The 22,454-nt window shown below is 42.4% G+C and carries 23 protein-coding genes and 1 pseudogene; all 24 read right to left on the reverse strand.

Annotated features, from left to right (window positions below; genetic code table 11):
• Positions 1-131: 131 nt before the first annotated feature.
• On the reverse strand, positions 132-329 hold the full coding sequence (locus ACYQ3Q_RS01105) for a hypothetical protein (protein WP_045691224.1): 198 nt from the start codon (positions 327-329) through the stop codon (positions 132-134).
• A gap of 39 nt (positions 330-368) precedes the next feature.
• The gene (locus tag ACYQ3Q_RS01110) at positions 369-569 is read right to left on the reverse strand and encodes a hypothetical protein (RefSeq protein WP_459926835.1); all 201 of its coding nucleotides are present in this window, start codon (positions 567-569) and stop codon (positions 369-371) included.
• 548 nt (positions 570-1,117) lie between these two features.
• Positions 1,118-1,753 (reverse strand): PspA/IM30 family protein, encoded by a 636-nt coding sequence (locus tag ACYQ3Q_RS01115; RefSeq protein ID WP_459926836.1) that lies wholly within the window; start codon positions 1,751-1,753, stop codon positions 1,118-1,120.
• 182 nt (positions 1,754-1,935) lie between these two features.
• On the reverse strand, positions 1,936-2,172 hold the full coding sequence (locus tag ACYQ3Q_RS01120; protein WP_459926837.1) for a FeoA family protein: 237 nt from the start codon (positions 2,170-2,172) through the stop codon (positions 1,936-1,938).
• A gap of 171 nt (positions 2,173-2,343) precedes the next feature.
• Positions 2,344-3,795 carry a nucleoside recognition domain-containing protein gene (locus ACYQ3Q_RS01125; protein WP_459926838.1) on the reverse strand — a complete coding sequence of 484 codons (1,452 nt, stop codon included), beginning with the start codon at positions 3,793-3,795 and terminating at the stop codon, positions 2,344-2,346.
• Entirely contained in the window at positions 3,779-4,375 is a 597-nt protein-coding gene (locus ACYQ3Q_RS01130; RefSeq protein ID WP_459926839.1) for a FeoB small GTPase domain-containing protein, read from the reverse strand. Before ACYQ3Q_RS01130 ends, ACYQ3Q_RS01125 begins: the two co-directional genes overlap by 17 nt.
• A 291-nt stretch (positions 4,376-4,666) precedes the next feature.
• Positions 4,667-4,891 (reverse strand): hypothetical protein, encoded by a 225-nt coding sequence (locus ACYQ3Q_RS01135; RefSeq protein WP_459926840.1) that lies wholly within the window; start codon positions 4,889-4,891, stop codon positions 4,667-4,669.
• Positions 4,892-4,996: 105 nt separating this feature from the next.
• A complete protein-coding gene (locus ACYQ3Q_RS01140; RefSeq protein ID WP_459926841.1) occupies positions 4,997-6,391 on the reverse strand; it encodes a sensor histidine kinase in 1,395 nt (464 codons plus the stop codon).
• 26 nt (positions 6,392-6,417) lie between these two features.
• A complete protein-coding gene (locus ACYQ3Q_RS01145) occupies positions 6,418-7,107 on the reverse strand; it encodes a response regulator (RefSeq protein WP_459926842.1) in 690 nt (229 codons plus the stop codon).
• 84 nt (positions 7,108-7,191) lie between these two features.
• A complete protein-coding gene (locus ACYQ3Q_RS01150) occupies positions 7,192-7,473 on the reverse strand; it encodes a hypothetical protein (protein WP_459926843.1) in 282 nt (93 codons plus the stop codon).
• Positions 7,474-7,631: 158 nt separating this feature from the next.
• Positions 7,632-8,753, reverse strand: coding sequence for a two-component system sensor histidine kinase NtrB (locus ACYQ3Q_RS01155; RefSeq protein ID WP_459926844.1), 1,122 nt, complete (start codon positions 8,751-8,753; stop codon positions 7,632-7,634).
• Positions 8,754-9,204: 451 nt separating this feature from the next.
• On the reverse strand, positions 9,205-9,471 hold the full coding sequence (locus ACYQ3Q_RS01160; RefSeq protein ID WP_459926845.1) for a molecular chaperone TorD family protein: 267 nt from the start codon (positions 9,469-9,471) through the stop codon (positions 9,205-9,207).
• Between the two features lie 99 nt (positions 9,472-9,570).
• Positions 9,571-9,765, reverse strand: a complete 195-nt coding sequence (gene tatA / locus ACYQ3Q_RS01165) for a twin-arginine translocase TatA/TatE family subunit (protein ID WP_075363807.1) — start codon at positions 9,763-9,765, stop codon at positions 9,571-9,573.
• Positions 9,766-10,167: 402 nt separating this feature from the next.
• A complete protein-coding gene (locus tag ACYQ3Q_RS01170) occupies positions 10,168-10,782 on the reverse strand; it encodes a TorD/DmsD family molecular chaperone (RefSeq protein ID WP_459926846.1) in 615 nt (204 codons plus the stop codon).
• A gap of 191 nt (positions 10,783-10,973) precedes the next feature.
• A complete protein-coding gene (locus ACYQ3Q_RS01175; RefSeq protein ID WP_459926847.1) occupies positions 10,974-11,660 on the reverse strand; it encodes a 4Fe-4S dicluster domain-containing protein in 687 nt (228 codons plus the stop codon).
• A gap of 31 nt (positions 11,661-11,691) precedes the next feature.
• Positions 11,692-14,223 (reverse strand): molybdopterin-dependent oxidoreductase, encoded by a 2,532-nt coding sequence (locus tag ACYQ3Q_RS01180; RefSeq protein WP_459926848.1) that lies wholly within the window; start codon positions 14,221-14,223, stop codon positions 11,692-11,694.
• A gap of 77 nt (positions 14,224-14,300) precedes the next feature.
• Positions 14,301-15,215, reverse strand: a complete 915-nt coding sequence (nrfD, locus tag ACYQ3Q_RS01185; protein ID WP_459926849.1) for an NrfD/PsrC family molybdoenzyme membrane anchor subunit — start codon at positions 15,213-15,215, stop codon at positions 14,301-14,303.
• Between the two features lie 186 nt (positions 15,216-15,401).
• Complete coding sequence (locus ACYQ3Q_RS01190) at positions 15,402-15,575, reverse strand: hypothetical protein (RefSeq protein WP_459926850.1); 174 nt, start codon at positions 15,573-15,575, stop codon at positions 15,402-15,404.
• A gap of 42 nt (positions 15,576-15,617) precedes the next feature.
• Positions 15,618-16,265, reverse strand: coding sequence for a response regulator transcription factor (locus tag ACYQ3Q_RS01195; RefSeq protein ID WP_459926851.1), 648 nt, complete (start codon positions 16,263-16,265; stop codon positions 15,618-15,620).
• Positions 16,231-17,751, reverse strand: coding sequence for a HAMP domain-containing sensor histidine kinase (locus ACYQ3Q_RS01200; protein ID WP_459926852.1), 1,521 nt, complete (start codon positions 17,749-17,751; stop codon positions 16,231-16,233). Before ACYQ3Q_RS01200 ends, ACYQ3Q_RS01195 begins: the two co-directional genes overlap by 35 nt.
• Positions 17,752-18,723, reverse strand: coding sequence for a substrate-binding domain-containing protein (locus ACYQ3Q_RS01205; protein ID WP_459926853.1), 972 nt, complete (start codon positions 18,721-18,723; stop codon positions 17,752-17,754). It lies immediately after the preceding gene.
• Between the two features lie 332 nt (positions 18,724-19,055).
• Positions 19,056-20,056 (reverse strand): annotated as a pseudogene (gene arsB, locus ACYQ3Q_RS01210) (ACR3 family arsenite efflux transporter).
• A gap of 126 nt (positions 20,057-20,182) precedes the next feature.
• Positions 20,183-20,509 (reverse strand): ArsR/SmtB family transcription factor, encoded by a 327-nt coding sequence (locus tag ACYQ3Q_RS01215; RefSeq protein WP_459926854.1) that lies wholly within the window; start codon positions 20,507-20,509, stop codon positions 20,183-20,185.
• Between the two features lie 191 nt (positions 20,510-20,700).
• Entirely contained in the window at positions 20,701-22,437 is a 1,737-nt protein-coding gene (gene arsA / locus ACYQ3Q_RS01220; protein WP_459926855.1) for an arsenical pump-driving ATPase, read from the reverse strand.
• Between the last annotated feature and the right edge of the window lie 17 nt (positions 22,438-22,454).

The following is a 22,454-nucleotide window of genomic DNA, read 5'->3' on the forward strand; positions in this document are numbered from 1 at the left end:
TAATCCAGTATCATCCCTTAACTTACAAACTTGTGTTAACCACGCTCTTCTTTCTTTTGACCCCCCTCCGTTTTTCATCCAGTTATTCGTTAAAGAAGACTATTTTTTGAAGGGTAGGTCAAAAAACTTTTTTACATTCCCGGTTTTAACCACAAACTGTTATTGACTAGCCCAAATGGCCATGCTTTGAGTTCACTAGCCAGAATTTCCTCAATTTCGTCATCAACATCCATGAGTTTGATCAACAATTTCACACGATTCTTGTTCTCTTTCTCTAACGTCATAATGACTCTATCTCTTTCTTCACGTAAACTTTCTAACCGTTTCATGGTTAGATACCTCCTTAATTGTGACGTATATTTTCATTATTATGCAGCCTCCAATTCATTTTCGAGAAAGACAAGCATTGTTCGAGGGGGGCTATCAATCGTCTGAAATTCAACGAAATAAAGTATGGATACATCATCACTGCCTAATTCGATTTTTTTAATAACACCGGCAAGTCCATTGAAATCTTCGTTGTCCTGATCATTAACTTTCACGATATCACCAATTTTGTAAATTGACATGTTATCACTGCTTCCTTTCTTTCTATTTTCGCAACCCTGAGTTATTAATAGATTCCGTTCACTAAGTCATTCGTTAGAGTTTGATTTGTTTCGAGGGTAGGACATTATGATTTTAGCTTCTGTCATAAGGAAAACCGGGCCTGTAATAGGCTATCTTGGTTTAACCGAAAACTATTCTTTCGTAAAGAAATTGTTCTCAAAAGCTAAAATTATGATTAGCAGTTAATTAAACTATAACTATTTACCATTTTATAAGAAGAGTTTCACAGCAAAGTTACAGGTTTTTAAATTATTTGTTATTTTGAAGTGTTCACCGATTAAAAGCTTCTCTGGAGTGGGAAGCCAACCTATGGACTTAGCCACCAAAGCATACAAATTGACACAGGGTTTGACCGTAAAATCAGGATACAATAAAAAGTGCCCCGGCCTACCATAGCGTTACGCCTGGTAATAACCCGGGGCTATCTTGCAAATTAACGAGGAGAAATGTTCAAAGCAAACATTCCGCTCCAGCTTCTGCCTCAACACCATGTCTGTTTCCCACTCCCTTACGAATTTACAGCAACACTCAACTTTAACTTTGCCAACTCGGCATCAACCACAGAATTGAGACAAATGTACCTGACTTTGCGTTCAACAACATCTTTGCTGTCAGCAAATGTTTCCCTATACCAGCCTTGCTCGATTAACTCGTTAATGGCAAGTACCCGTGCCCGTATGTCTTGAATACGTTCCTCAGCCCGTCTCACGGTTAGCCCAATATTTTTGGATTCCGTTCCTAAAGAAGTTACAAGCTCTTTAACATTCAAATGTGCCTGAGAAGCGCCATAAAATGCTTTCAATTCTTCAATCATGCTCCGAAAGCTTTGAATCTTCAAGCGAAGTTCCTCCTGGTTTTTGACTATAGCCTGGAGTTCTACATCCATAGCCGAAATTTGGGAATCCAACACTTCTACCTGTAGTACAGCCTCTACTTTCCTTATTAGAGCTTCCTTTGCGAGGTCTTCCTGACTCAGTTCCAATGCTTTTCGAGCTTGATCAGCGTACTTACTAATGACTTCCGAGAGGGCATTCCGTTGTAGTTCCAGCCTCTTTTTCATCGTAGCAAGTTCCATTGTATTACCGACAAGGGACTGTAATCTCTCTTCCATTTTAACCATATTGTAATCCAATTTTTCTTTCATTAGATTTCCCCTTCGCTATTTCCTGAGCTTAGTTTATCCGGTTTTCTTTACGAAAAAGTTACGTTTATCAAACAATTTTGTTAAATTTCACTCTCAACGCATCACGTAACCCTCGAATTCCAAAACAGCGACTTCCAGAATTACAACCGGGTTGCCCTAAATCAGGGAACCCGATTGGTGACCTATACATTAACTGAAATAACTGACGCGATCTCTCGATCAACTGCAACTTGTGTGTATCCAACTTGAAAAACGTAAGATGGAAATTTTTGGATTAACTTAATCCGTGTTCCAGGTAGAATTCCCATAGACATGAGCTTCCTCAAAATGCTCCCATTATCCGTTACCAGTTCAGCGACAACGCCCTCTTGTTTGTTGTTCATATCGCATAATGATATAAGATGAGAGGATTTATTCACTTTTCTCCCTCCGTTTCTTCTTAAGCCAGGTAATTAACTTCGGCTCCTTTGGAATCTCAAAACCACAGTTTGGACATTTTACTTTTCCACAGGATTTATGCAGGGGACATCCCTGACAGCCCACTTGACTATCCATCTCTGAAAATTCATAACCGCAAAAGCTACAGGTTATCATGGCAGTACCTTAAAGGTAATAATTACCCAGTTTAAGGCCCAACCTGCTATAAAAGCGAAGGGAAAGATAAAACCTGCAATGGCTATTGCGGTTTTGACCCCTCTCTCTTTTAACATCATCGAAAATTGGGCAATACATGGGACAAACAAGGTTAGTGTCGCAGCGGCTACGACCAATTGTCTGGGGGATAATAAGCCCGCTTGTTGTAAGTCATACAATCCTGCTGCTCCAAAGTCTCGTCTAAAGAAGCCAAAAAGGAATGCCTCAGCTGCCTTGTCTGGTAAGCCGATGAAGTTTACGATCGGCTGCATCCAACTGATAACAACTCCAAATAAGCCAGTAAGATTTCCGAACCAAATTAAAAGACTTGCTAAGATAAACAACGGAACAATCTCAACGAAATACCATTGCATTCTGGTATAGGTTTTTGTAAGCACATTAGAAACCTTTGGTAAGCGTAAAGGCGGGACCTCCATGTAAAAGCTTGGCTTATCCCCTGGAAGGATTTTCGTCGTAAGAAATCCGATCAATAGGAAGATGAACCCTATAAAGGCCAGCCAAACACCTAATGCCCCCGGTGCGCCTGATAATAAGGCCAAGATTACCCCAAGTTGCGCCGAGCACGGGATAGCTAGGGCTAACAACAGCGTAGCTATTACTCGCTCCCTCTTTGTCTCTAGAGTTCGACTCACCATAGTTGCCATCGTATCACAGCCAAACCCCAAGGTCATGGGAATAACAGCTCTACCATTTAAGCCAATTTTCTTAAAGACCCGGTCAACTAACATCGCCAGTCTCGGCAGGTATCCACTATCTTCAATGATAGAGAACATTAGGAAAAATGTTCCGACAATCGGCAAGATAATCGCAACAGCGTAACGAATACCAAGGGTTATAATTCCGTAATCATTCGCTAATAAATCTTGCAGCCAGGTCCAGGGAATATATGTTTGCACAACTCCATTAACCCACGGATTGATAAATACACCAAAAACATGCTCTTCTAGAAAATCGACAACGATTCCCGCGCCAAACTCTCCCACAAATTTATAAAGACCATAATAGAGTACTAACAATAGAATGGGTACACCCGTTAAAGGATTCATGGTTAGCCGACTTAAAAAATCAGCAATCCGGTTTTCTTGGCCTTGAACCTTTGTCATCGTTTCTTTGGCGATGGTATCAACCTTTTTTTGCCTGGAAAGCGAGATGATGTAGTTAAGCGGTCGATTATATTTTTGTTTCGTGCTTTCAATAATCTGAGAGATCTTTACGTAATTGTTTTTCTCCTTTTCTTTGACCATTGCTAAAATATCTTCATCCTCTTGCAATAAAAGTAAAGCAATAGCTCGTTTAGATAGAACATATTGATGCTGGAGTATCTTGCTAATCTCGCTTACCGCAAATTCAATCTGCCGATCATAAGTCACTTCAAGCAGCGTAGACATACTCACCGATCCTTTCCTTCAATACCTCTATTCCCTTATTTAAAGCAGCGACAGTTGATAATACAGGAATCCCAAGCTCAGCTTCCAACTTCTTAAGATCAATTTTAAGTCCCAAGCTTTCTGCCTCATCCATAATATTTAAAACCAAAATAACCGGTACATCTCCCTCAATCATTTGGAGGGTTAATGGCAACATTCTCTGGAGATTCTTCGCATCGACAACATGAACCACAGCCTTAGGTCTCTCTCGAAATAATAGGTTTCGGGTCACTTTCTCCTCCTCTGTAATACATAATAAGGAGTACATTCCTGGTGTATCGATAATCTCATATTCCTTGGTGCCGATTTTTCCTTTCCCACGCGATACTTCAACCGTGGTTCCGGGATAATTAGAAACGGTAACGTAGGCTCCGGTCAGTATGTTAAATAAAACACTTTTCCCAACATTAGGACTCCCGACTAAGGCAATTTTTTCTAACCCTTGAGTCACTTGATTCACTTCACCGTGACAATTTCCTGTACCCAATAATGCAGTTGATAATTTTTTATACCAGGGTACTTTCGTACTGCAGCATTCCATTAGAACCTCACTCCTTTTTTGATAACGATTATCATTTACATCAAGTTAATATTACCGAACTTATTTAACAGAAATGTAACAGGTTTTTAACATTTTTGTGACATAAAACTCTAACAAAAAAGAGCATCCTTTTACAGATACTCTTTACAAAACTAATATACTCTTACATGCCATCATTAAAGTGGTTCATCGCTCCAACAAAATTGATTACAGCAAGAATCTCAATGAGTTGTTGCTCTGTTATTCCCGCTTCTTACAACTGTTTCGCTTACAGTCTTCTACCGTAATCCTTTACCAGCCCCAGTTTCCGTAATAACCGCCACAACAGCCGTAACCGTAACCGTTGCCATACCCATAGCCATAACCTGGAGCCTGTTGTCCAGGTTGATTAGGGTCTGCTGGTTGTGCCGTCCAGTATGTTTGCGGATAAGCTGGCGCTGCAGAGGCAATAGGTGCCCCTACCGTAAGTAAAGCAACACTTACAAAAAGAACTCGGGCTATTTTAGATAACTTCATTCTGTTCCCTCCTTTCTACGTTGTTAAGCAAAGTATAAAGTTGTTATTTTACGCCCACGTCACAGATTCTTAACATTTTTGTTAAATAGTGTAGTATGTTAATCACTAAGCTTCTTCAGTTAAAGGCAAGTACACGGTAAAAACGGCTCCATGACCGGGCTCACTTTCCGCCGATACTTTTCCGCCATGCATTTCAACGATTTTTTTAACAATAGAAAGACCTAAGCCTGTTCCGGTTCCACGCCTCGATCTGGATTTATCGACCTTATAGAACCTTTCCCAAATATTTTCAAGTTCTTCCCTGGGAATGCCGGGACCGGAATTTTTTACAGATATAAACGTATCATTATTCTTCATACCCAACACTACGCGTACTGCACCACCAGCTTCCGAATGTTTAATGGCATTGTCCAATAAATTCGTAAGAACCTGTTTGAGTCGATCAATGTTTCCCCAAACGGTAATAGTTTGCTCTGGCACAGTTAGGGTTAAATTGATTTCTTTAGAATTAGCCATATATTTTAAGCGTTCAACGGTGATTTGGGCGAGTTTATTCAAAACCACATATTCCATTTCATCAAAGGCTTGGGCAGCTTCCATCCCTTTTAAGTCGAGTAAATCATCCACTAAGCGCCTGAGACGCTCGGATTCATCAATAATGTTTGTTAGATAGAGCTGTTCCTGTTCCTTAGACTTGACTAGCCCGTCCAACACTGCCTCGGAAAAGCCTTGGATTACTGTTAAGGGAGTGCGCAACTCATGTGAAACATCAGAAAGTAGTTCCTGCCTTAAACGGTCAAGCCTCTCGATAGCCTCAATTTTTTCTTTAAGCTGATTAGACATACGGTTAAACGAGCGGCCAAGACGCCCGACTTCATCTTCCGAGGTAACCTGAATTTGCCTACCGAACTCACCTTCTGCAATGTGGCGTGCTGTTTCTTCCATTTTTGCGAGGGGACGGATCAGCTTTCGGGACACAAACATACTTAACACAGTAGATAAAACAATCCCTATCAGCGCTCCTATTAGTGCAATTCCCCTAATGCTTTCAACATGCTGCTTCAGGCCTGATAAAGGGCTGCTGATCACGACCGAGCCAATGATCTGATTTTCTCGTCTTAAAGGAACAGCCACAAGAAACAGCTCTTCATGGACCCCCACAACCTTGCCGAAGAAAACGACATTGTCACCACTGAGGACTCTCTCTTTAAAATCTGGCTCTAATAGTAAATTGCTTGGCGACTGATCTTTGGCCGTTTGACCGTACAGAATGTTTCCATCTATATCCATGATGGCCGTATTAGCACTTAAAAACTTAGCTAAGACATTCAATCTTTCGTTGATAACCGATCTCTCAGTGTTTTCATACATCCTTACGACTTCTTCCGCTTCATTGATAAAAAAGCGCGCTTGTTGATTATAGACCAGGGATGTGATCTGCTGAGCTTGTATCACAAGGGAAAACAGAAAGACTCCTAGTACTATCAGTACAATTGTCAACCAAAGCTTACCTACTAAACTATTTCTTAATGACCACTTAATTCGAATTTGTAACCCACCCCTCTAACGGTCTGAATAAAGTCACTGTAACCCACCTGACTTTCGAGTTTGGACCTTAAACGATTGACGTGGGTATCAACAGTACGAGAATCTCCGCAGTAATCGTATCCCCAGACCATGTTGAGCAACTGATCTCGACTATAGATTTGCCCCGGTCGTTTTGCTATGCAATGCAAGAGGTCAAATTCTTTAGCCGTTAAGTTTATATTTATTCCATCAACCTCAACTTCACGAGTAATCTGATTGATCTTTAGACCAGAATAGGAGAGAATATGTTCGTTACTTTGTTCCCCTTCCAACCTTCTTAGAACTGCTTTGACTCGGGCACCGAGTTCACGCGGGCTAAACGGTTTTACGACGTAATCATCGGCCCCTAAATCAAACCCTAACACTCGATCATTCTCTTCTCCCTTGGCTGTTAGCATGATAATAGGAATCCTGGTTTCCTTTCTCAATATCTTGCAGACTGTCCAGCCATCTAATCCAGGCATCATTAGATCGAGGATGACAAGATCGGGATTATCTTTCCGAACCATTTCCAACGCTTGACTTCCATCCTCTGCCTGGTACACGTCAAAACCTTCCGCTTCAAGGTAGAGGCGCACAATTTCGCGAATTCGATCGTCATCGTCTGCTATCAGAATCTTATTGTTCAATGTAGCTCCCCCTTTTATCCAGTCTTCAAGACCTCCACTTCTATAAACTTCTATAAGTGGGGGTGAGTTCTTCGTAAACTTTATTTACCAACACCACCAATCCTCATAGGCATTATTCCAGCCACCGTTACGAGGACTATTATACCAATAGTATTTGGGCTGATAGTCAGGATTCATTGGACTGTACCACGATCCGCTCGCGTCAAGGTTAGTTGGTTGACTAGTATCAGAATTAGGTTGGGCTTGAAAAGGACTAGCAGTAGGGGCTAGCTGCCAAGGACGAGGCGTAGCAAACGCTTTTGATAGAAAAAAGCCAGTAACTAATAGAGCAATAATAATAAATATCAATAACGCCATCTTCCTCATTGTAATCCCCCCATTTTCGATTACCAAATAGATTATACCTTAAGAGAATTACATGAAGTTAACAATTTTTTAACATTTTTGTTAAAATACCCTCTTAGAGTTAAAAACATCTTTTGGATGAATTAAAAGATACTCGGCGTTTATAGCCAATTGTTTTTTTAATTAAAGGGAAACAGTATTTCTACCCGAACCCCACGATCCCTCTGATTCGCAGTGACTATTCTCCCCCCATGCTGATCAAGGATACTGTGCACAACTGATAACCCTAATCCGGCCCCTTTCTCCTTCGTCGTAAAAAACGGGTCATATATGTAAGGCAAAGTTTCCGATGAAATACCATGTCCCTCGTCACTAACGGCGAAGCCTATAAAGCCCTCTTGCCAAACTCCCTCCAGATGAATCACACCACCTTCCCCCTGGGCGTCAATGGCATTGAGTAAAATATTTAGTGTGACTTGCTTAATCTGATCCGGGTCCACCTCGACCTCTTGTTCGTCAATGTGACTTCGCGCTTGCACTAACTCAATATGGTGTTGCCTCAGAGCCGGCTGGATCAAGGTGACTCCTTCATCCAAGAGTATCCCCAACGCAATCCTTTCCCTAACCGGTTCTTTGGGCCGGGCAAAGCTCAGGAACTCACTCACCAAGCGATTTAAACGTTCACACTCTTCCAGAAGTACCCGACAATATTCAGTAACAGCTCCGTCGTCGCTTTTATCCTGGGCCAGCATTTGGATGCTCACTTTCATTATACCCAAAGGATTGCGTATTTCATGAGCCAACCCAGCACTCATATGCCCCAGTGATGTTAAGCGTTCAGTTTGCCGGATCTCCTCCTCTAATCGTTCACGTTTCTTACTTTCTTGCCTTAATTTCTCCACCAACTCTTTTTGAGCCGTCAAAGCGAGCTGATATTTGCGGGTCACCTTCCGTTCCAGTTCAATTAAGAATCCTGTTAACCACCCGATTACATTAATCAAGCCGATTTCCACCCACTGTGTATACATGGCCGATGGTGTCATCGCATTGAAGTTAATCATGAACGGCAGGATAAGGATTGTAATAACCAAGCCGGATATTATGCCCCCAGCGAGGCCAAAACGCATGGCCGCATAAATCACCGGGAGGTAGTACGCGAATTGCAATAAAATATGATAATACGTTTCGTAATGATAATTCGTGTAGTGAATGGCTGTCAAAATTACCACAACAAGCCCGATCGCAATGAGGTCAAAGAGAGTTCGGGCACGATTTTGCGCAGGGGGTTCATGATTTAGCAAAAAAGATCTCCTCCACTTTTTAAGCATAGTATAGATTGTAAAGATAATCATTATTAGAAATGTGCTGATATATGACCGTAAGATGGCCGGAAAGGCTCAGACCGATTATTAACAGCCTGAGCCTTGTTTCCATGAAAACAGCTACAATAAAGTAATGTCAAGCATAGTATAGAATGGTCATTTTACGTCTTTGTCACAGATTCCTAACATTTTTGTTAAAATAGTCTACTATGGCATGTGCTACATTGTCCTTATAAGGGGGCTAGTTCATCGTACATAGTCTCTAGTGTTCATACTATGTGTGTTCTGCAACATCAACGGTAACCACATAAGAAATAGGACAAGCGCCCATTGTAAGCTGCCTGTCCTACTCTAACTCTAACATTTCCAGCTTCTCAACCTTCTGATCGGGGAGTAATTCAACATGTACTTCATTATCAAAAAAGCTGTGTCAATCTTCGATAAGCGATTCAAGTCCTATACTTATAAGGTGGAAAAACGGATCTGTTGAATTTGTCCTAATATTCCTTGCTAAAGCGGGAATCCACATTTGAAGATGATCATTTAAAAATTCATTTCGCCAACCCTCCAGTTCTTGAACTTCTTCAGCAGAACAGTCAATTTCAACCTTGTAAAGAATTCCTCGAGTTAAAAATTCCATAAACTCCAGCTCTGTTGCAGCATGATCATCTGGGATCGTATGAAGTGCTTTCACCACTAGACATAGCGATAGCCTCCATTGCATCCATCTATTGTTGCCAACAACACGCTCTCCAGTTTTTTGAAAAATGTTAAGCGATTAAAAATACACAATTATTCAATCAATTTTTTCTGTCTTAATTTCTTTATCTTCTTTTCTCTCTTCACCCTCACTAGCCGATTTAAATTCTTTTATCCCTTTACCCAATGATTTCCCTAATTCCGGTAACTTTCCTGGTCCAAAAATAACCAAAGCAATAACAAGAACTATACCTGCTGTCATAGGCGTAATAAATCCAAAGGTTGTTAGCATAATTGTCCACCTCCATTATTATACTACCCACAATTCTAAAATTTGTGCGCAACTCTTTATGTTTACGCTACAGTAAGTTGAACTTACTGTAACGTGAAAAAATAATACCCCTGATTTGCCTTAAGGGGCGTTTAAATGAAGCTGTTCATCAAGCTTTGGTATGAAAAATTTATAGACCATAAAAGTCCAAGGCTTCATCGGCCTTGGACTTTATTTGTTTAGTTTTTTATTCACCTCCAAGTTCTCTGAACTAAGCTTTAACAACCTTTACACGGGTATCACTGAAGCAAATACTTCCTCCAGTGAGATCCTGTAGCCCAACATTTTTATGAATAGGATCTACATACAGTCCACGATAATATCGCGAGACCATAGGTAAAGTGGCCAAAACTACATGGAAGGCTACGCTTCCGGGACGAAGGAGGGATAAAGTAATATTATCTCTAGGGTCAAATGGGCAAGATTCTTGTAAAAAAGATTCTTAGCATGTTCATTGATTCGATTTGTGAAATCTCCAATCCACTTGCCAAGGTATTTATTGAGGAACGTTTTCATCTGTACTAGCCATTGTTCATCCCCGGTCTCGAGGTATTTGGCAATAAGATAGTATATAAATTCCAGCTCAGTTACAATATAGTCTGGGGGCTGTTTAAAGTCGTCAGCTAAATTAAGGCCTGCTTGGCGGTAAAACCGTAAGACCTCCATAGTGGAGTCTCCCATGACTTGGCGTTGGTCGTCTAAATAGATCGAGCCATAAGGAGGAGCCAAAAGATCGAATGGGCCAATAAATAATCTCGCATGATCTACTGTTAATTCTTCAAGCTTTGATTCGCTATCAGACAGAGTTTTCATTTCTAATACAATGGGAACTAATTCAGGTCTAAGACTCTGGATGGTTTGCTTTAAATGGGTAAGCACCTCTTCCAGTTCTTCGGTAGGTGGACCATAGAGCAGGGAGAGAAGTTTATAAGCATTTGCTGTTTGGGTTAAATTTTGAGTGTCTACGGAAAAGGTCATTGCTAACCCAACCTTTCTAATTTACATTAAAGAGGAGGACTCTACCCCACTTGGAGTTTACGAAGACCCCCCCACTTACAAGAAGTGGGAGTCTCATAAATTGGATGAATGGAAGCGGATACTGTAAGGGAGAAAGGGGGCGCTTCAAAAAGGAAGCGCTACCCCAAATTCCAGGTGAAAATTAGAGGAGGCTAAAAGTGACGAATATAGTATACTTTAGGTTGTGTTCCGGCATATGGTTTTAACTGTTTGAAACCATATTGAGCAATCAACTTATTGACTTCACTATTAGGATCATCAAAGTCCCCAACAATTCGGGCACCTGCAGGGCAGGAATAGGCACAGTAGGGCTGTTCTCCTTTAGCTAAGCGATGATCACACAAGGTGCATTTTTCAACGATTCCTTTGGGGCGGATCCCGGCATAGGTTGTGGCTCTATCAGGGTTATAGTAGGGAATTTTCTCCCCTACTTCGTTAGCGGTCTCTTGTCCGGATGAGGTTCCTTCATTAATAACCATCGTTTTATCTCTCCAGAAACCATGCGGTTCTTTAGTATTAAAGGAAATCACACCATAAGGACAAGCGAGCATACAACTCTTACAACCGATACATTTATTAGGATCATTTAGGGTTAAGCCTTGACTATCTTTATGCATCGCCTTTGTAGGACAAGCTTTGACACAGGCTGCATTATCACAGTGATTACAAAGGGTGGGTACAAACTCATAATTTACATTAGGGAAGACTCCCGTTGTACGAATTAAGTGGTGAGACCAGAACATATCCCGATCAACGTTATTTTCATTCTTGCAAGTTATTTCACAGGCTCCACATCCAACGCATTTGTGCAAATCAATAACCATTCCGAATCGTGCCAATGTCGTTCACCTCCGTATTTTAAATTTTCGATTATACTTTTTCTATTTTAATTCTCGTTACGCCACCATGACGGGCCGTACTTCCGCTCAATCTCTCAAAGTCAGCAGGAAGAATCTCGTTGTTATTTCCTCCTCGAGGGGTACGCTTACCGTAATCCAGGGAGGCGATTTTACCATATGCCCAGTGGCCTTGGCCATAACACTTACCAATGGTTCCGGGTCTTACCCCTTCCCAGAGCTTAGCGGTACAAGTGATGCTGCCAGTGGGGGAAGTAATGCGGATAGCATCTCCGGTTTTGAGGCCGAGCTTTGCTCCATCGCTAGGATTAATTTTAGCTACGTCATCCCAAGCCTCATCTCCTGGATCGACATCCTTAAATTCTTGATACCACAGAGTATTCGCTGAACGAGCTTCCCGGTTAAGCCTTGAACGATGCTCAAAGAAGATAAAGGGATATTCAGCACTATCTCCCCAACGGAAAGGTTCCTCGTAGTGAGGGACAAAAGCTTGTTCTCCTCGGGCGAGGTATTTTGTGGTTTCCATAATATCGTCGACATTGGTCTTATGCTTTTCTGCATGACCCTCAAGGGCTTTCTTCAGGGTTTCACTGTAGAATTCAAATTTTTTAGATGCAGTGCCAAAATCTTCCCATTTTCCGCGATAAGGATACTCGACTGAATTCCAGACCCCTTTATCCACAAATTCCTGCCAGCCGTTAAGGGCGTCCCCTTTTTTCTCTTTGCTCGGATCCCACAAATTTTGGGTAAACATTTTAAGGGCATACATGTTAAATTCCATTGAGTTAGTGGGGGCCTTACCTGTTTCCGGATCTTTAAACTCATTTTTGAAGTATGCAAAGAGGTTAGGGAATCCTTTTTTGGCCATTGATTCGGCAATCATCCAGGGAATTTCACTTTCGTCAATTCTTACATCCCAGATTGGTTCGACAACCCGCTGTTGGATAGAGGCATAGGCTACTTTATTGGCTTTACTTTTTAAGAAGGCCCATTTTTCAAAGGCACTCATGGCTGCAGGAAGCACAATATCGGCATACTGGGTCATCTCAGATGGGTTAGTCGTAATGTGAGCAAAGAATGGAAGCTGTTCCATAGCTTGTTCCCAACGCTGGGCACCAGAACATGAAAAGGCGAAGTTATTAAAGTAGCCAATAGACACTTTTACTTCGTAGGGGTCTTTAGCAAGCATGGCATCTGCTAGGCGGTTCGTAACAACACCGCCGCCTGATTTTCCACCATTTAAAGCAGGAAATTCCTTTGTACCGCGTTGATCAATTTTCTTATTCTTTGACCCTTTCTTAGCGATATCATCGAGGTAATTTTCATAACTTGGGATCGTCCCAGACGGGACTTTGGAAGCTCTTAAGGTGCCGCCTTTATTGTCAACAGATCCAACCAAGCCGTTAAGAGCATGGGTTGCCATAGCGACATAGCCGCCGCGCACTTGCATGGAGGCACCAGGGGACAGCCAGGAAATAGCATAAGGAGCGGCCTTAGCAAATCCTCTGGCGACTCTGATAATTTGCTCAGCGGGAACCCCGGCACGTTCAGCCGCCCACTCGGGAGAGCGGTCTTTTAATTCCAAGTTCCACCATTTAATGACTCCATTGGTCTTGTTCTCAACAAAGGACTCCTCAGGGACGGTTTCCCCTTTTTTAAAGAGGTTTATTCCTTCTTTGAAATCGCCTACAAATTCTTTATTCCATAACCCCTCGGCGAGAATGACATGAGCGATAGCGACGGCTAAGGCCCCATCTTCACCAGGAATAACCGGTATCCATTCATCAGACTTGGCTGCTGTTGCCGAAAGGCGGGGATCAACAGTGACGACTGTCGCTTGGTCTAAAACCTTACCCCACATACTGATAGCATGAGGAACCTGGCGGTTCGAGGCGAGTGGGTCAGCCCCCCAGAGGAGAACATAACGGGTTTCATCAAGGTCGTAATCCCGATAATCCCAGTAAGCTTCCGTATAATAGGGTCCAAATTTTTCTGCTTCTGCACAAATAGCACTATGGGAAATACCATTTGGAGAGCCAAAAACTTTAGTGGTGGCATCATAGATAATATCCCTAAGATAGGAATAGCGTCCGCGCATGAGTACGTATTTTTCAGGCTCATTATTATTGCGAAGCTCCATCATCTTATCAGCAATCGTATCAATAGCCTCTTCCCAACTGATGGGAACAAACTGAGGGTCTTCATTACGGCCTTTTTTTGGATTCGTTCGTTTCATGGGGACTTTGATCCGATCTGGGTCATAGAGCTGTTGAATGGCGATGTGGGCCCTAGGGCATACTTGCCCATGGCTTGCCTTACTATTCGGGTTACCCCTGACTTTGATAACCCGCCCGTCAACGACATAGGCTTGGATTGCGCACCAGGTTGTACATCCTTGACAGGTTGTACTTAACCATTTTCCTTCAACGGATGCCGATGTATTTTCACCTTCAGCCAAAGCTTGGAGAGCAGGGAAGCCTGCTCCTGCGACAAGAAGTCCTGTCGCTGCTGAAACCTGCAGAAATCCTCTGCGTGTGATTTTCATGGATTCCACCTCACTTATATTTCTTGCCAACAGAAGAAGTTGATCGAACTACAAATCTTTTAGATGAATGCAAAATTCTAGAACGGAATAGGAAGCTTGATTTGACCTGCCAAAAGAACAATATGCTTAAACGTAAATCCTCCGACAATGACGAGAGTAGAAAGAGTCAGTGCCATTCCCTTTGTCATTTCAGCTGTTCTGTCTTTGATCAGGGAGTAGAGACTACCCAAGAGAGGAAGGGCTAATCCACCAATAAGGACTAAACCAGTCCATAACCCACCGAATTGATCCATCATGCCGTTTGTCGCCGTAACCGTTTCCAGCCCTCCACGACTGAGGGAGACTTGCCAGCCCAGTACGAGAATCAGTTGGAGAGCACTTAAGACGCAAAATAAAACGGTGAAATTTAAGCCTTTAGTTTCGGATGCAGAAGCTACTTCGCTTCGAACCTTCTGGGATACTCCGAAGGAAATACCCAATTCTTTAATCAGCAGAAGGAGTGCAGTTCCTCCTAAGAAAGACGATACAAGGAATAAAGCCGTAACCATACCGCCGACCCAGAGCGGACGACCAAGAGAAGCGAGTAAGAGGCCATGATATACCCCAACGAAAAGGGCGGATATCGTACCGATTCCTAGAACTGCTCTGAATAAAGATCCTGAAGTTGAATTTTTGAAGTGAAGCCAGGCGTAAATTAATGAGAGTAGGATAAAGATCGTTTGGAAAAGACCTCCCCAAGAGGTGACCGACTGGGAATTGAAGTTATAAAGGGTTGTAATAAAGCGTTCAGGGCGACCAAGTTCGCTTAAGAGGAAAAGAATCCCTCCTCCGACCAATACCGGAGCCAGATAAGCCCCCATTGCTGCGAGTTTGTGATAACGGTTTTTGTCATAGACCGTGAGCAGGACAGAGAGAAGGAAGATTCCCACTCCCAACCCTCCGAGGAACAGATCCAGAGTTACACGAATGTCCCATGGAGCATGCCATTCCATAAATTTACCTCCTTTATTTTGATACGTTTGCTTTGTACTTACTTTCATTATTACATATAACGGTTTATGTAAAAATCAGTAAAAACCCTAAAATTCTATCAGGGTTTTTGCGAAGGGGAAGATGAAAAACCCCAATACCCTTTTCAAGCAACTAAGGTAGACAAGGGGACGGTTCTTCTGTCTAAATTAATTTAGACAGAAGAACCGTCCCCTTATCTCTTCCCTTATCTCTTCCCTTATCTCTTCCCTTATCTCTTCCCTTATCTCTTCCCTTATCTCTTCCCTTATCTCTTCACTTATCTCTTCACTTATCTCTTCACTTATCTCTTCACTTGTCTCTTCAACGTGGTCTGAAACCATTGCTATTACTAAGTTTGGAAATTTCCGTCTCCAAACTTGGGATCAAATATAGCCTTCTTGCATAGCATAGCGAACAAGTTCCGAACGCCTTTGGCACCCAGTCTTTTCCATAATTCGCGCCTTATGAGTCTCGACTGTTTTAATGCTGACCGCTAATTTTTCACTAATCTCCTTATTCGTATGCCCTAAGGCAACTAGCTTTAAAACCTCTGTCTCGCGACCGGTTAAATTGATGCTCTTTTTTGATTCTTCTCTAGCTTCCGGACGGAAGATGGACTGAATAAGCATGCTCGCCATCGCGGGAGGAAGAAATATCTCTTTCCTCGCGACCGTACGTACTGCCTCTAAGAGTTCAGAATCTGCAGCTTTTTTTAAAACATATCCACTGGCACCTGCCTGCATGGTCTGCTGAAGATACTCTTCTGCCTCGTGCATGGTCAGCATGAGAATCCCGACGTCTGGAGTTAATTGCTTAATCCGGGTAATGGCCTCTATTCCATTCATACCTGGCATGGAAATGTCTAAAATCACCACATCAGGTTGGTGTAATTGTACTTTCTCCAAGGCCTCCTCACCGCACACCGCTTCGCCAATTACAACGATATCCTCCTGAGAATTAAAAAACATTCTTAGCCCGGTACGCAAGATGGTATGGTCATCGACCAGCAACACCCGTGTCTTTTCGCTCATATTTCCTCCCCCTTTCTAGCGGCAACCTGACATAAAGCGTAGTCCCCCGACCCGGTTCGGATTCAATCTCGAATGTTCCACCTAATAGTGCTGACCTTTCTTGCATACCGGCAAGCCCTAGATTTTGACGTCCCTGGTTTCTTTCACCTATAACCTGCTCTACATTAAATCCTACTCCATCATCTTCAACAATCAGATTCACACCCTCAGGGCGTATTTCTAAAACGATACTGACATTTCGAGCCTTTGCATATTTTACTACATTCGTCAGTGCTTCTTGTACAATTCGGTATAGAGTCGTCTCGACCTCACTTGGTAAGCGTTCCATCACTTGATTATGAACTTCAAGATCTACCACTGTCATGTCCTGCTTACGTTTATATTCGGTGACATAACGTTCTAGAGCCGCGACCAAACCCATATCATCTAAAACTGTAGGGCGCAGTTCAACCGCTAGGCGATGCACATCTTCTAACGTCATGTAGGCAACTCTTCTTAAATCTTCCGCCATACCTCTTGTTTGTTCTAAGTCATTTTCTTGACTTAGAAGTTTCAACCCAATGATCAAGGACGTCAAGCTTTGACCCGTCTCATCATGAAGTTCGCGAGCTATTCGCTTTCTTTCCTCTTCCTGCGCTGAAATCACTTTCTTCAGTAATTGTTGGCGAATCTGTTCTTTGTCCATTAACTCTGCCAATAAAGCTTCTCTTTCTTGAGTATACCGTTCCAAGCTCTCCGCCATTCCATTAAACGAATGACCAAGCTGTCCGATCTCATCCTGCCCCCCAATGCTCACTCGTTGGCTTAAATCTCCTTCAGCCACAGCTATGCTCGCGTCGACCAAGCGTTTTATAGGTCTCGTCAAAAGATGAGACATGATAAAGCCACCGAACAAACCTAAGATAGTTATTCCAATAGTTGTGACCATCAGCTTTATCGAGAGAGCATTAATGGTTCGATTCATATTGGCTTCAGACATACCAATACGCACCCAGCCTGTATTTTTCCCCAGCGGGACTAGGACATCAAGTATAACACCCTCCTCGGAATCGACTTCTATTACATCCGCTCCTGTAGAGTCTTTCTCAAGCTGGCGTAATTCCAGTAAGCCCACTGGAATCCCTTGTCCGAAGTTATGCGCAACCAATTGTCCTTTCTCATCTAAAATAAGAACATAGCGAACATCTTCATTATGCAATGCAACCGTTTTTGTCTTCTCATAAAGGCCGATTAAATCCCCCACGAGTATCAGATCCATGCTTTCAGCAGCTACTTCGTTCCCAATCGTAACCGCTCGTTTCCTTATTTGATCATTTAAAATTTCGGTCATATTAGACCGCATATCAATAATAACCGTTAAGCCCAATAAGCATATAAATACTCCAACAATCCCCATAATTTTGACAGAAAGAGGAACCGCCTCTTGGATTTCTTGAAGTGTTTGAGCCGTTAAATACTTAGTAATTCGTTTCGTCTTATTGTTCATTTAAACTAAACCCACTTCTTGTGCCATTACCTGTATTTTTTCATAGATTCCTTGGTCTGGATGCACAAAACGATCAAAATGCAAAAGTGCCATGGCTTTCCGTCCCTGTTCATCCATATGCATGGTCAGCAAAACATTCTTTAAAGTTGCTATTAGTTCCGGATCGGCTTTATGTGAGACAACTACCGGAGGGTTCCCCATCGCTTCTGATTGATCAATCACTTTAATCTTTCCCATGATGCTTTTATCACGTGCCATGGTTAGGTCATAAATCAAACTGTCAACGGCGGCTCCATCAACAATCCCTTCAGCCACCGCTCGAATCGACTTATCATGACTATATGTAAAAATCGTCTGCCTAAAAAAATCATCTGGTTGATATCCCTTTCGTTTCAGCATTACTTGGGGTGCAATACGACCTGAAAACGATAATGGATCCATGTAGGCGAAAGATTTTCCTTTCAAGTCTTTAAGCGACGATGCTTTAGACGATGAAGGAGCGACGATGTAGGAACTATACGTAGTAGACCCGGCAATTTGCGGAGTAACAAGAATTTGTTTGATTTGATTAGCCCCGCTGTCCCCCATAAGAGCCCCGGAACAAATAAACCCTAACTGTACCTCCCCAGCTTCAATCAGACGATTCGTCTCACTATAGTTTTGCCGTTGAACCATCTTGACCTTCATATTGACTCGCTCTCCGATGATATTAAGCAAATCCCCATAAAGATTAACATTTTCCATCGGCGAAATGACAGAAGCGACCGCAATATTTAACACGGCCTTCCCTTCCAATTCAGGTTCCTGTTTTGGAGGAGTCTTTAGTTGAGAAAGCTGAATCTTAGGACGTTCCGGCTTTTTCTTTATGTTCCAGAAACCAGAGGCTGCCGTGGAGAGAATTCCTAGCTGAACAACCCCTAAAGCACCCATCCAAATCACTTCTCGACGTGTAAACTCTTTGTTTTTGGACACTTTAACGACCCCCATTCAGCGATTGCTTATTATTAAACTCTCCTATATTCTACCTTGTTTTACTGCACCGTGTCACGGAATAGATCTAATTTTCTTTAATCCATCTTTTGGATTTAGATTATCATCTTAATCTAGCAAGCATTTTAGCTTGTTCCAAACAAGGTAAAATGAAGAAACTAGCACTTGCTCAAAGAAAAGCAAGTGCTAGTACAATAATACATTGATGTTTTTCAATTTTTACTATGTTAAACCCACCCATCCCCAAAAGCAAGAACCTTTCACACAATGGCGAAAGACTCTTAGAAATTTACAATATTTATGGGGTGGGGATGCTATGCTTTTATCGGCTCTCCCTTTTTGTTAAAGTACTTCCTCCCGAAGTACAAACTAACATTAACTAAGGCGATCATGACAGGCACTTCGATGAGTGGACCGATGACTGCCGCGAACGCTGCTCCAGAATTTATTCCAAACACTGCGACAGCAACAGCAATGGCCAGTTCAAAGTTATTGCTCGCTGCCGTAAAAGCTAAGGTGACTGTTTGACCATAAGGAAGTCCCTGTCGCCAAGCCATATAGAAAGAGACTAAATACATAACTGTAAAGTAAATCAACAGAGGTATCGCAATTCTTACAACATCTAATGGTACGTTAACAATAGTTTGGCCTTTGAGCGAGAACATAATGACAATTGTAAAGAGCAAGGCAATAAGCGCAAGTGGGCTAATCTTGTGGATAAATTTCTTCTCGTACCACTCTTTTCCTTTCATAGGCAAAAGTATAAAGCACGTAAGCATCCCCGCAAAAAAGGGAATTCCCAAATAAATAAGAACACTTTGGGCGATCTCCCAAATACTGATGTCAACGTTAATATTCAGAGCGAAACCGAGCCAGCTTGGTAGGACGGTAAGAAAGATGTAGGCATAGATTGAATAGAAGATAACCTGAAAAACAGAATTCAGAGCAACCAACGCGCAGCATACTCTGAGTCTCCTTTAGCCAGACTGTTCCAGAGAATGACCATGGCAATACAACGGGCTAGGCCAATCATAATAAGTCCAGCCATATACTCCGGGTAATTATGCAAAAAAATTGCAGCTAGAGCAAACATTAAAATAGGTCCGACAATCCAGTTTTGAATTAACGATAAGGTCATGACTTTACCATTTCTAAAGACACGTCCGATTTCCTCATATTTTACTTTTGCTAGAGGCGGATACATCATCACGATTAAGCCAACGGCAATCAGAATATTAGTCGTTCCCATCTGAAATTGGTTAATAAAATCAGAGGTACCCGGGAATACATACCCTATCCCAACACCCACTGCCATCGCCAAAAAGATCTACAAGGTTAAATAGCGATCCAACGTTGAAAGCTTACGACTTACTGACAATTCAACACTCATACTTTATCAACTCCTTATATTGTTATCTAATAGTTATACCCAGCCCCATTCTTAAGTTTTACATCCTTTGGCAAGCATTAGCCGTTCCTCGTCTTCCTCAACCTTGGGAAACATAGGCAAAAGTAAGGTTAACAGCGGATTTCCCATATTCAGTGAATAATAAGTCCAATGTCCTCCGCGACGTTCATTCACAAATCCCGTTTGTCTAAGACGCCTCATATGTTGGGACACGCCCGGCTGGCTTATTTCAAACACTTCTGTTAAATCACAGACACATAACTCTCGTCCCTGAAGTAATGATAAAATCCTTAACCGCGTTTTATCTCCTAATACCTTGAATTCTTCGGCCATTGCCTCAATACGCGGTGTAATACTCAAGTGCTTAACTCCTTTCTGTTAAACTATATCGTTTTATAGTAAGATATTCCTATATAATTATATCATTATATATTCTGTAAGATTTCAACTACGATTTTGTTATTTACATAAAAAAGGGCCTTATCCCTATATGAATTTTACCTTACACAGAGACCGTTAATCGGTCTCTGTGTAAGGCGTCCAATTAAGTATCACAAGGTAAGCAACTTATCCCCTTTGATTTCATCGGCACTCCAAGCTATGACGGCAAAGTTTCCATCCGAATGTTCATCGACTTTGTTGATCCACTCAATCTCGTTGCTTGCCTTGGCAGACAGTAGTTGATTCGTTGTACCAGTGTGATATAGTGAAGAATTGATGACCCACCATTTGGTCGCAATACCTGCACGTTTCAAATCTTCTTCGAGACGCATTGCCTCATACACGGGCGTGGCTTCAGCAAGCGTAACAATGATGACCTCGGTCTCGTTTGCATTGCGGAGCCTAGGCAGCAGATTTTTCACAGATTCGGGAATGTCACCTTGTGAACGCTGAATTTCCTTATGATAGCTTTGCGTGGAATCAAGCAGCAAGAGTGTGTGACCTGTCGGGGCAGTGTCGATGACAACGACTTGATCTTCTGCCTTTTCCACAATCTGGGCAAAAGCTCTGAAGACAGCAATTTCCTGCGTACAAGGGGAGCGCAAATCCTCCTCGATATAGGCAATATCCTCCTCAGACATGGTTTCTCTCGCTTTGGAAAGCACTTCTTCTTGATATTTTTCCAGTTCAGCCTGCTCGTCAATATGACTCACGGTGATGTTACTGGTTTCGTCGATCACGAATTTAAGATGTGCCGCGGGATCAGTGGTGGTAAGGTGTACCTTTTTACCTCTCGCGGATAATCCCATCGCAATTGCCGCCGCAATGGTCGTCTTACCCACACCCCCTTTGCCCATGGTAAAGATGACCTTTTTATTGGTGTTGTACAGATCCTCAATGACATCATTAAGGTGTGGGATTGCCTGAGCCTGTACCGTTTCATCACGGAGGATATAATTATCCTTAGTCAGCAATGCTCTTACATTGTCCATACCTGTAATGTTATACGCTCTGAGCGGTACCGTATAAGTGATAAGGGTTTGTAAACCCTGCGGCATTTCAGCAAGCGCTTTCTGCTGCTTTTGATAGAGGCTCTTAGAAATACTATCATCATACGAGGTTAGTACACCATTAATAACCATTACCTGATTGTTTACGCCTATCTCCGCAAGCTCTCTGGACGCTCTTTCTGCCTCCTTGAGAGGTGCTGCTTCGGGACGTGAAACCAGAATGAGGGTTGTCAATTTGCTATCGGCTAAGGTTTCCACAGCCTTTTTATAAATCTCTTTTTTACTTTCCAATCCGGATAGTTGTCCTAAGCAAGATGCACCGTGGGTGCTTTCACTAATGAAGTTGCTCCATGCGGATGGCAGTTGTAGCATTCTAAGTGTGTGACCTGTCGGAGCAGTATCAAAAATGACATGGTCATAGTCTATTTGGGTTTTATCATCGGTTATGAAGTTGGAAAACTCATTGAAGGCAGCAATTTCCACCGTACAAGAGCCAGAAAGCTGTTCTTCCATGTTATTTAGGACTGCATCGGGCAGTTTGCCACGATAGGGAGCGATGACACTTTCGCGATATTCCGCTGCTGCCTGGATGGGATCAAGGTTGGCAACCACAAGATTCGGAACTTCTTTGATGGGAACACCCTTATTCGTCAACTCAATGTTAAAAACGTCCTGCAAGTTTGATGCAGGATCAGTACTGATGAGAAGCACCTTCTTACCACTGTCCGCAAGGGTGACTGCAGTAGCACAAGCGGTAGAGGTTTTACCGACGCCGCCTTTACCTGTATAAAACAAATATTTTGTAAGCGTTATCTTCTGTGGATTGAAAATCTCCATACTTAATTTACCCCCGT

The sequence above is a fragment of the Desulfosporosinus burensis genome (assembly GCF_054657535.1).

Excerpts from the sequence above, each read along its gene's own strand:
- ACYQ3Q_RS01125 (WP_459926838.1), bottom strand. The coding sequence starts at position 3,795 with ATGTCTACGCTGCTTGAAGTGACTTATGATCGGCAGATTGAATTTGCG.
- ACYQ3Q_RS01130 (WP_459926839.1), bottom strand. The coding sequence starts at position 4,375 with ATGGAATGCTGCAGTACGAAAGTACCCTGGTATAAAAAATTATCAACT.
- ACYQ3Q_RS01150 (WP_459926843.1), bottom strand. The coding sequence starts at position 7,473 with ATGAGGAAGATGGCGTTATTGATATTTATTATTATTGCTCTATTAGTT.
- ACYQ3Q_RS01180 (WP_459926848.1), bottom strand. The coding sequence starts at position 14,223 with ATGAAAATCACACGCAGAGGATTTCTGCAGGTTTCAGCAGCGACAGGA.
- nrfD (WP_459926849.1), bottom strand. The coding sequence starts at position 15,215 with ATGGAATGGCATGCTCCATGGGACATTCGTGTAACTCTGGATCTGTTC.
- ACYQ3Q_RS01195 (WP_459926851.1), bottom strand. The coding sequence starts at position 16,265 with ATGAGCGAAAAGACACGGGTGTTGCTGGTCGATGACCATACCATCTTG.
- ACYQ3Q_RS01115 (WP_459926836.1), bottom strand. The coding sequence starts at position 1,753 with ATGAAAGAAAAATTGGATTACAATATGGTTAAAATGGAAGAGAGATTA.
- ACYQ3Q_RS01200 (WP_459926852.1), bottom strand. The coding sequence starts at position 17,751 with ATGAACAATAAGACGAAACGAATTACTAAGTATTTAACGGCTCAAACA.
- ACYQ3Q_RS01110 (WP_459926835.1), bottom strand. The coding sequence starts at position 569 with ATGTCAATTTACAAAATTGGTGATATCGTGAAAGTTAATGATCAGGAC.
- ACYQ3Q_RS01190 (WP_459926850.1), bottom strand. The coding sequence starts at position 15,575 with ATGGTTTCAGACCACGTTGAAGAGACAAGTGAAGAGATAAGTGAAGAG.
- tatA (WP_075363807.1), bottom strand. The coding sequence starts at position 9,765 with ATGCTAACAACCTTTGGATTTATTACGCCTATGACAGCAGGTATAGTT.
- arsA (WP_459926855.1), bottom strand. The coding sequence starts at position 22,437 with ATGGAGATTTTCAATCCACAGAAGATAACGCTTACAAAATATTTGTTT.
- ACYQ3Q_RS01135 (WP_459926840.1), bottom strand. The coding sequence starts at position 4,891 with ATGAAGTTATCTAAAATAGCCCGAGTTCTTTTTGTAAGTGTTGCTTTA.
- ACYQ3Q_RS01170 (WP_459926846.1), bottom strand. The coding sequence starts at position 10,782 with ATGACCTTTTCCGTAGACACTCAAAATTTAACCCAAACAGCAAATGCT.
- ACYQ3Q_RS01105 (WP_045691224.1), bottom strand. The coding sequence starts at position 329 with ATGAAACGGTTAGAAAGTTTACGTGAAGAAAGAGATAGAGTCATTATG.